At 73.7% G+C, this 8,183-nt stretch carries 10 protein-coding genes and 1 tRNA gene; 7 read left to right on the top strand and 4 right to left on the bottom strand.

Annotated elements, in window-relative coordinates:
• Positions 1-98: 98 nt before the first annotated feature.
• Positions 99-401, bottom strand: a complete 303-nt coding sequence (locus tag TEK04_RS06310; RefSeq protein WP_336403465.1) for a transposase — start codon at positions 399-401, stop codon at positions 99-101.
• 34 nt (positions 402-435) lie between these two features.
• On the opposite strand from TEK04_RS06310, the gene TEK04_RS06305 reads away from it, so the two are divergent.
• Positions 436-915, top strand: coding sequence for a tyrosine-type recombinase/integrase (locus TEK04_RS06305; RefSeq protein ID WP_336403464.1), 480 nt, complete (start codon positions 436-438; stop codon positions 913-915).
• Positions 916-1,011: 96 nt separating this feature from the next.
• Here TEK04_RS06305 and TEK04_RS06300 read toward each other — a convergent pair.
• A tRNA-Leu gene (locus TEK04_RS06300) sits at positions 1,012-1,096 on the bottom strand.
• 156 nt (positions 1,097-1,252) lie between these two features.
• On the opposite strand from TEK04_RS06300, the gene TEK04_RS06295 reads away from it, so the two are divergent.
• Positions 1,253-2,584, top strand: coding sequence for a M20/M25/M40 family metallo-hydrolase (locus tag TEK04_RS06295; RefSeq protein ID WP_336403463.1), 1,332 nt, complete (start codon positions 1,253-1,255; stop codon positions 2,582-2,584).
• A 2-nt stretch (positions 2,585-2,586) separates the two neighbouring features.
• Positions 2,587-2,952 carry a hypothetical protein gene (locus TEK04_RS06290; RefSeq protein WP_336403462.1) on the top strand — a complete coding sequence of 122 codons (366 nt, stop codon included), beginning with the start codon at positions 2,587-2,589 and terminating at the stop codon, positions 2,950-2,952.
• Here the strand turns inward: TEK04_RS06290 and TEK04_RS06285 are convergent.
• Entirely contained in the window at positions 2,925-4,880 is a 1,956-nt protein-coding gene (locus TEK04_RS06285) for a sensor domain-containing diguanylate cyclase (RefSeq protein ID WP_336403461.1), read from the bottom strand. The two genes, TEK04_RS06290 and TEK04_RS06285, sit on opposite strands and share 28 nt — an antisense overlap.
• 87 nt (positions 4,881-4,967) lie before the next feature.
• On the opposite strand from TEK04_RS06285, the gene TEK04_RS06280 reads away from it, so the two are divergent.
• Positions 4,968-5,765 carry an SDR family oxidoreductase gene (locus TEK04_RS06280; protein WP_336403460.1) on the top strand — a complete coding sequence of 266 codons (798 nt, stop codon included), beginning with the start codon at positions 4,968-4,970 and terminating at the stop codon, positions 5,763-5,765.
• Positions 5,766-5,811: 46 nt separating this feature from the next.
• On the top strand, positions 5,812-6,765 hold the full coding sequence (locus TEK04_RS06275; RefSeq protein WP_336403459.1) for an NADPH:quinone oxidoreductase family protein: 954 nt from the start codon (positions 5,812-5,814) through the stop codon (positions 6,763-6,765).
• 106 nt (positions 6,766-6,871) lie between these two features.
• Here the strand turns inward: TEK04_RS06275 and TEK04_RS06270 are convergent, their stop codons facing one another.
• On the bottom strand, positions 6,872-7,075 hold the full coding sequence (locus TEK04_RS06270) for a DUF5703 family protein (protein WP_091560565.1): 204 nt from the start codon (positions 7,073-7,075) through the stop codon (positions 6,872-6,874).
• 114 nt (positions 7,076-7,189) lie between these two features.
• Here TEK04_RS06270 and TEK04_RS06265 point away from each other — a divergent pair, with 114 nt between their 5' ends.
• Together TEK04_RS06265 and TEK04_RS06260 are read left to right on the top strand one after the other, a co-directional pair.
• On the top strand, positions 7,190-7,366 hold the full coding sequence (locus TEK04_RS06265) for an Rv3202a family protein (protein WP_336403458.1): 177 nt from the start codon (positions 7,190-7,192) through the stop codon (positions 7,364-7,366).
• Positions 7,367-7,452: 86 nt separating this feature from the next.
• Positions 7,453-8,178, top strand: a complete 726-nt coding sequence (locus tag TEK04_RS06260; RefSeq protein WP_336403457.1) for a LiaF transmembrane domain-containing protein — start codon at positions 7,453-7,455, stop codon at positions 8,176-8,178.
• Positions 8,179-8,183: the final 5 nt, after the last annotated feature.

The raw sequence follows: 8,183 nt of genomic DNA, 5'->3' as shown, positions 1-8,183 counted from the left end.
GTAGGGCTGGCGGGCCAGCCCGAGCACCCGGCACGTCACCGCGACCGGCACCCGCACAGGGGCACCGGACGCGGCCAGCTCGCGGACGAGCGGGTACATCATTTTCCCGGCAGGTTGGCCTGAGACAGGTAGGCCGCAGCCCGGCGCAGCACCTCGTTCTCCTGCTCCAGCAGCCGGATTCGCCGCCGGGCCGCAGCCAGGTCGGCGTTCTGAGCAGCGGTGTTGCCCGGCTTCACGCCGGCCTCGACGTCGGCGGCCTTCATCCAGTTCGTCAGGCAGGACTCGCTGATGCCGAAGTCAGCGGCGACCTGCTTGAGGTGGGTGCCGGGCTCGCGGTTGCGGGCGACGTTCACGACGTCGTCCCGGAACTCCTTGGGGTAGGGCTTGGGCACGGTGAGCATCCTTCCAGCGGCACCTGTCGGCACCACAGATCAGATGTCACCTATCCGTGCAGCAGTCCCGAAGGACAAGGGGGAGGAGCTCGTTGAAGGCCCCACCAAGACCGGTCAGTCACGCGTCGTCGACCTGGACGCTGGGACTGTGCAGAAGCTGCGCCTGTACAAGGCTCGCCGGTCGACCATCTCGCCGGAGCTCGTGCGGGACAGCGCTCTGGTGCTGGGGGGTCTGGACGGCGCGTACAGGCACCCCGAGCGCTTCTCGCGGCGGTTCAATAGCCATGTCACGCGCGCCCGCCGCGCCTACGGCGAGGACAAGCTGCCCAGGATCCGACTGCACGATCTCTGGCACACCCACGCGACCCTCCTGCTGGCCGACGGCGAGCCCGTCAAGGTCGTGTCCGAGCGACTCGGGCACGCGAACGCCACGATCACCCTGGGCGTCTACCAGCATGTCCACCCGGGCATGGGCCGGCAGGCCGCGGACCGGTTCGCGGCGCTCCTCGATGACCCCGAATGAGGTCCGAAGTATCACCGGAGTATCACGCGCCGTGGGATGCGGGTTGAACGTCAACGCCCCGGCTTCCTGACCTGCAGGAACCCCGGGGCGATGCGGTGTCCGAGGGGGGACTTGAACCCCCACGCCCGATAAAGGGCACTAGCACCTCAAGCTAGCGCGTCTGCCATTCCGCCACCCGGACAGGTGGACCAGCGCTCTGCGGCGCGGCCGTGCAGAAGCATACGGGACCCCGATCGCCGTCCGACCACCCCCTCGGGTCCAGCGAGTCGCGGACGGCCGCTCGGTCCCGGTCGATGCGGGCGGCGCAGGGGACCGGCGGCGGTGGGAGGATCGGGCCATGGCCGAGACGACTGCACCCGCCCCGCTCGAGCGTGCCCAGGCCGAGGTCGCGGACCTGCTCAGCGAGCTCATCCGCATCGACACGACCAACACCGGTGACACCACCACCAGCGTGGGGGAGCGGAAGGCGGCCGAGTGGGTGGCCGGCAAGCTCGACGAGGTCGGCATCGACTCGGTCATCCACGAGTCGGAGAAGGGCCGTGCCTCCCTGGTGGCCCGCATCCCCGGCGCGGACCGCGAGCGGCCGGGCCTGCTCATCCACGGCCACCTCGACGTCGTCCCCGCCGACAAGCGGGAGTGGACGGTCGACCCCTTCTCCGGCGAGCAGCGCGACGGCTACGTCTGGGGCCGCGGTGCCGTCGACATGAAGGACATGGACTGCATGACCCTGGCGCTGGTGCGCGACTGGGCCCGCACCGGCACCAAGCCGCCCCGCGACGTCGTGCTGGCCCTCGTCGCCGACGAGGAGGCCGGCGGCAAGTACGGCGCCCACTACCTGGTCGACCACCACGCCGACCTGTTCGAGAACGTCTCCGAGGCGATCAGCGAGGTGGGTGGGTTCAGCCTCACCGTCCGCGACGACCTGCGGCTCTACCTGATCCAGACCGCGGAGAAGGGCCTGGCCTGGATGCGCCTCACGGCGCAGGCCCGCCCCGGCCACGGCTCGTTCGTGCACGACGACAACGCGGTGACCCAGCTGGCGGCCGCGGTCGCCCGCATCGGCTCCACCCGGCTCCCGACGGTGCTGACCCCGCCGATGAAGCAGTTCATCGAGGAGGTGTCCGACGCCTACGGCATCGAGATCGACGTCGACCACCCCGACGAGGCGCTGGCCCGGCTGGGCTCGATCAGCCGGATGATCGGCGCGGCGCTGCGCAACACGGTCAACCCCACGATGCTCGACGCCGGCTACAAGACCAACGTCATCCCCGGCACCGCCAGCGCCACGATCGACGGCCGCTTCCTGTACGGGCAGGAGGAGGCCTTCGAGGCCCAGATCGACGAGCTGCTCGGCGAGGGCGTGACGCGGGAGTACATCACCCACGACCAGGCCGTGGAGACCACCTTCGACGGCCCGCTCGTCGAGCAGATGGTCACCGCCCTCAAGGCCGAGGACGACGGCGCCCGACCCGTCCCGTTCACGATGAGCGGCGGCACCGACGCCAAGAGCTTCGAGACCCTCGGGATGCGCTGCTTCGGGTTCTCCCCGCTGCGGCTGCCCGCCGACCTGGACTTCGCCGGCCTGTTCCACGGCATCGACGAGCGGGTGCCCGTGGAGAGCCTGCGGTTCGGCGTCCGGGTGCTCGATCGGTTCCTCAGGGCCAGCTGAGGGTGGACGCGCTCGTCGCGTTCCTCGTCGGCCAGCTGACCACCGACGGGTTCGCCCCGGTCACCCTCCTGCGGGTCGCGCAGGGCCGGGTGCCGGTGCCCGGGAGCGCGCAGGCCCTGGCCGTCGCGGGCAGGCGGCTGTGGCTCGCCCACGCCCAGCTCATCGGCCAGCCCACCCTGGCCAGCGTCCCGCTGACGAAGGTGACCGGGGTCGACGTCCGCACCGTCCGTCGGCTGGGCAGCACCCGGCGCGAGCTGTCGGCCTGGGTCGACGGGAACACCCTGCGGTTCACCGTGCTCGACGACCAACCTGCGACCGCGGCGTTCCTGGCCGCGGCGCGTCAGAGCGGGACGACGACCGCCGGATGATCGGCGATCACGGCGCGGGCCCGCCCACCCCGCTTCCCGGCGTAGAGCGCCGCGTCCGCCCGGCAGAGGCTCTGCGCGGCGGTCTCCCCGGGCACCCACTGGGCGACGCCCACGGTGGCCGTCTGCCCGTGCGGGACCGCGGCGATGATCCGTTCGGCCACGACCCGGGCCTGCTGCGACGTGCAGTCGGGCAGCGCCACGGCGAACTCCTCCCCGCCCCACCGGGCGATGAGGTCACCCTCGCGCAGGCACCCGGACGCCGCGGTGGCGAAGTCCTGCAGCAGCGCGTCGCCGGTCTGGTGGCCGTACGTGTCGTTGAACGCCTTGAAGTGGTCCAGGTCGAGCAACAGATAGGTCAGCGGGCGCCCGGTGCGCGAGGCGCGGGCGGCCTCGACGGCGGACAGCTCGTCCCACCGGCGCCGGTTGGCCAGCCCGGTGAGCTGGTCGCGGTCGGCCGCGCGGGCCAGCCGCTCGAGCAGGGTTCCCCGCTCGATCGCCCGCGCCGCCTCCGTGCCCAGCACCGACAGGATGCCGAGTGCGGTGTCGCAGAGGTGGGGCACCGGGGTCCGCCACATCACGCCGATGACGGCGACCACCCGGCCGTCGGCCAGCACCGCGGGCTGCCAGGCGGCCGAGGCCAGCCCGAGCAGCTCCACCACGGCGGGGGAGACACCCCGCTCCTCGGACACGTCGGCGGAGAAGTACGGGGTTCCCTCGGCGAACAGGCGTGCGGTCAGCGACGTCGTCGGGTCGGGGTCGAACGACAGCGGCGGCAGGTCCATCCCGACCACCGCCGTGGAGGTCAGACGGCCCTGGGGGTCCGGTTCGAGCAGGTAGACGCCATCGGCGCCGACGGCCTCCTGCACCGCGGCGCACACCGCGGCGCGGGGGTCGTCGGCGAGCAGCACCGAGCGCGAGGCCTTGGCCAGCACCCGCACCTGTCGGTGCCGTTCCTCCGAGTAGGCGGCCGCGGCCCGCAGCTGCTCCACCAGCACGAGCCGCTCGTCGCGGTTGAGGGCCAGGGCCAGCCCGAGCGCGGCCCCGATCGCCACGTAGGCCTGCACGATGCCCGCCCGCACGAGCACGTCGTCGACGGCGGCGAACGGTCCGTCCCCCTGCAGGGTGTAGATGACCGCGGCCACGCTCACCGCCGCCGTGCGCAGCGCGGTGAGCCCGGTGTCGAACCGCAGGGCCACCCACGCGGTCAGCGCGAACAGCGGGAAGGCGATCGGGTAGTCGGTCAACCAGTGGAAGACGGCCAGGTTGCCCAGCACCGACGCCACGACCGCCAACGCCAGCTCGACGGCCCGCGCGCCGCGGGGTACCTGCACGGGCCGCAGCTGCGGGTGGTCGACACCGCGCCGGATGAGCACCAGGTGGCGCACGCGCAAGCCGAGCGCGACCACGACGAGCACGGCGGCCCCGTTGCGTGCCTGCCACACCAGCACGGCCAGCCAGGACCACGGCGCGCCGCCCGGGTGGACCACCACGCTGCCCACCACCGCGCCCAGCGTCGTGCTGACCCCGGCGGCGAGCAGCAGCGCCGTCAGGTCGCGCATGTCCAGCAGCAGTGGCCCCGGCCGGGTCGCCCACGCCGTCCGGCGCCGCAGCACCTCGACGAACACGACGGCCTGGACGACGTTGACCCCGCCCAGGGCCAGCGACTCCGCCGTCCCCACGCCGGTGGCCAGGTCGACGCCCGCGGTGATCGAGCCCACCAGCAGCAGGTCCCACCGGTAGGAGCGCCGTCCGTGCTGCAGCAGCAACCAGAGCGCATCGACCCCGGCAGCCGGCCAGACCAGGTTGACCACGGTGCCCTGCACCACGGTCAGCCGGCCCAGCACCGCGGCCGCGGCGAACAGGACGGCGAACCCGGCGGTCCGCCAGGCAGGGTTCGGCGGGGTCCGTCGCAGGCCGAGGTCCGTCACACCCTCCCATCGGGTCCGGGGCGCCCGGACCACAGTCCGACCACCCCTCCGGGTGACCCCGGTCGCACCCGTGCTTCGATGCCGGGCATGAGCGAGCACACCCCCCGGCCCGGCTCCGTCGCACTGATCACCGGGGGGAGCGGTGGGTTCGGCCGCGCGCTGGCCACCCGGCTGCGCGACGCCGACGTCCGGGTGGTGCTGGCCGACCTGGACTCCGAGCGCAACCGGTCAGCCGCCGCCGAGCTCGGCGTGGGCTTCGCCGTCCTCGACGTCACCGACCACGCCGCCAACCAGCGCGTCGTGGCCGAGGTGGAGGCCGAGCACGGCCGCCTCGACGCCGCCTTCCTCAACGCCGGCGTCGCCGGCTCCGGGCGCACCGACGCCCTCGACGTCGCCGAGTACCTGCAGGTGGTGGCGGTCGACCTGCACGGCGTGGTGTTCGGCACCGACGCCGCCCGGCCGGCGCTGCGGCGGGCCGGGGGTGGGTCGATCGTGGTGACGGCGTCGCTGGCTGGGCTGTCCCCGATGCCGACCGACCAGGCCTACTCGGTGGCCAAGGGCGGGGCGGTGGCGTTCGTGCGGTCGATCGGGCCGGTGCTGCACCCCGAAGGCATCACGATCTCGGCGATCTGCCCCGGCTTCGCCGACACCGCGATCATCGACCCGCTGCGCGAGCACTTCGCCGCGGCCGGCTTCCCGGTGCTCACCGCCGACGAGGTGGCCGCGGCGATGCAGGCCGCGTGGGCGGGGGCGGACCCGGGCGCGGCCTACGTCGTCCAGCCCGGGGTCGGGGCGGTGCCCTACCGCTTCAAGGGCGTGCCCGCCGCGAAGACCGCCGCGGGGGAGTCCGCCCGCATCCCGGGCGCGCTGCTCGGCCCCCTCTGACGGGCACCCTGTGACCCGGCGCACGGCGTCTGGCAAGGTCAGTGCCATGCGCGCTTGGCGAGTCCACTCCCACGGTGACCCGGTCGACGTCATGACCCTCGACGAGGTGCCCGAGCCCGAACCGGGTCCGGGACAGCTCAAGGTCGAGGTCCTCGCCGCGGCGCTGAACTTCCCCGACATCCTCATGGCGCAGGGCACCTACCAGGAGAAGCCGCCCCTGCCGTTCACGCCCGGCATCGAGCTGTGCGGGAAGCTGCCCGACGGCCGCCGCGTGCTGGGCTCGCCGGCCGGCGGCCCCGGCGCCTTCGCCGAGTACGCCCTGGTCGACGAGGCGTTCGCCTGGCCGGTGCCCGACGGCATGAGCCACGCGCAGGCGGCCTCGCTGTACCTGACCTACCAGACCGGCTACGTCGGCCTGCACCGCCGCGCGGCCCTGCAGCCCGGCGAGTGGCTGCTCGTGCACGCCGGCGCCGGGGGTGTCGGGACGGCGGCCATCCAGCTCGGCAAGGCCGCCGGGGCCCAGGTCATCGCCACCGCCGGCGGCGCCGCCAAGACGCAGGTGTGCACCGAGATGGGCGCCGACCACGTCATCGACTACTCCAGCGAGGACTTCGTCGCCCGGGTCAAGGAGATCACCGGGGGCCACGGCGCGGACGTCGTGTACGACCCGGTCGGCGGCGACGTGTTCGACGGCTCGACCAAGTGCATCGCGTTCGAGGGCCGCATCGTCGTCGTCGGGTTCACCTCCGGCCGCATCCCCGCAGCCAAGGCCAACCACCTGCTGGTGAAGAACTACTCGGTGCTCGGCCTGCACTGGGGCCTGTACCGGCGCAAGGACCCGGCCCGCATCGGCCAGGTGCACGAGGCGCTGTGCCAGCTGTTCGCCGAGGGGAAGATCGCCCCGCTCATCGGCCAGACCCTGCCGCTCGACCAGGCGCAGACCGCGCTGGCGGCCCTCGGCGACCGCGGCACGGTCGGCAAGGTCGTGCTCGTCCCCTGACCGCCCCCCCCGACTCCCCCGACGGCGGCATGGGAGCCCATGCACCCACCTCCGGGCCCCTTGACCGGGTGCATGGGCTCCCATGCCCGGGTGGGGCCAAGCGGGTTCAGACCGCCGGGCGCGGCAGGTAGCTCAGGCGCGCGCGGCGGCGCATCATCACGCGCCGGGTGCCGTCGGCGAACAGCTGCAGCCGGTCGAGCTCCCAGCCGCCCACATCGCTCTGCAGGGCCATCATCTGCGCGGCCGCCGAGCGGCCGGTGCCCGACGGGATGCGCAGCGGGGCGTACTCCCACTCACCGGTGATCGACACCCGTCCGATGGTGCCAGCCGTTCGCCACCCGGTCACCTCCTGGACGTGTCATACGCGCCGCACCGGGATAGGGCTGCGTCGTCCACTCCGTCCGACGACGAGGAGGAGGAAGTCGTGACCGACCCCTTCGACATCCCCGAGGCCGACCGCCTGGAGCAGGACCAGCCAGCGGACCCCCGCCAGCCCCAGCAGCCCCCCGTCCCTGCCGGGGTGGACGCCGGGGAGGCGGACCCGGCCGACGTCCTCGACCAGCACCTCGACGTGCCCGAGGACGACGACGTGGCCCGCTGACCCTGCCCCGCTGATCTCATCCCGAGGTCCCTGCGACCGGTGACGTCAGCCCCTGGTCGGCGGGCAGGGCGGCCTGTGGGTGGGGCATGCCTTCAGCTCCCGCCCCCGCCGGGCCCCGGCCCACCCGCTCCTACCGGTTCGAGCCGGTGCGGGCGTGGGTCGGCCTCGTGCTGCTCGCCCTGGGCGTGCTCTGGTTGCTCGACGCCGCTGACGTGCTGGGGGCCGGCGAGCTGCTGGACCGCTGGTGGCCGGCGGCCGTCCTGCTCCTGGCCGTCCTGGCCGCCCTCGCCGACCGTCGCCTCGCGCTCGGTCCGTCGGTGCTGGCGGTGCTCGGCGCCCTGCTGCTGGTCGACCAGCTCGACCTGGTCGACCTCGGCGCCGTGTTGTGGCGGCTCCTGGCGGTGGTGGCCGGTGGCTTCCTGCTGGCCCGGGCGACGGGGCGGCCCCGCCGGGTGGTGGCCGGCGCATCCGACCGGTCCGACGTCGTCGCCGTCCTCGGGGGTGCGGAGACGGTGGTCCGGTCCCGACCCTTCCGGCACGCCACCGTGTCGGCCCTCCTCGGCGGTGCGGTCCTCGACCTGCGCGAGGCCGAGGTCCAGGCGGGAGCCCGGGTGGACGCACTCGCCCTCTTCGGCGGCGTCGACGTCGTCGTGCCACCCGGCTGGCGGGTCACGCTGTCCGGACTGCCGGTGTTCGGTGGGTTCGAGGACAAGACCGGTGCTGATGGGCCGCCGCCGCCGGGCGCACCCGTGCTGGACGTGCACGCCACGGCGCTGTTCGGCGGTGTAGAGGTCAAGAACCGTCCGGACTGACCCGG

Origin of the sequence: Klenkia sesuvii, assembly GCF_037083825.1 — a bacterium.
In the GTDB taxonomy this organism is placed as follows: Bacteria; Actinomycetota; Actinomycetes; order Mycobacteriales; family Geodermatophilaceae; genus Klenkia; species Klenkia sesuvii.
The sequence above is the reverse complement of the archived record's forward strand: the minus strand, read 5'-3'. Positions and strand labels throughout refer to the sequence as shown.

Coding starts and splice junctions, on each gene's coding strand:
- TEK04_RS06310 (WP_336403465.1), bottom strand. CDS start 401: ATGCTCACCGTGCCCAAGCCCTACCCCAAGGAGTTCCGGGACGACGTC.
- TEK04_RS06305 (WP_336403464.1), top strand. CDS start 436: ATGTCACCTATCCGTGCAGCAGTCCCGAAGGACAAGGGGGAGGAGCTC.
- TEK04_RS06295 (WP_336403463.1), top strand. CDS start 1,253: ATGGCCGAGACGACTGCACCCGCCCCGCTCGAGCGTGCCCAGGCCGAG.
- TEK04_RS06280 (WP_336403460.1), top strand. CDS start 4,968: ATGAGCGAGCACACCCCCCGGCCCGGCTCCGTCGCACTGATCACCGGG.
- TEK04_RS06275 (WP_336403459.1), top strand. CDS start 5,812: ATGCGCGCTTGGCGAGTCCACTCCCACGGTGACCCGGTCGACGTCATG.
- TEK04_RS06260 (WP_336403457.1), top strand. CDS start 7,453: ATGCCTTCAGCTCCCGCCCCCGCCGGGCCCCGGCCCACCCGCTCCTAC.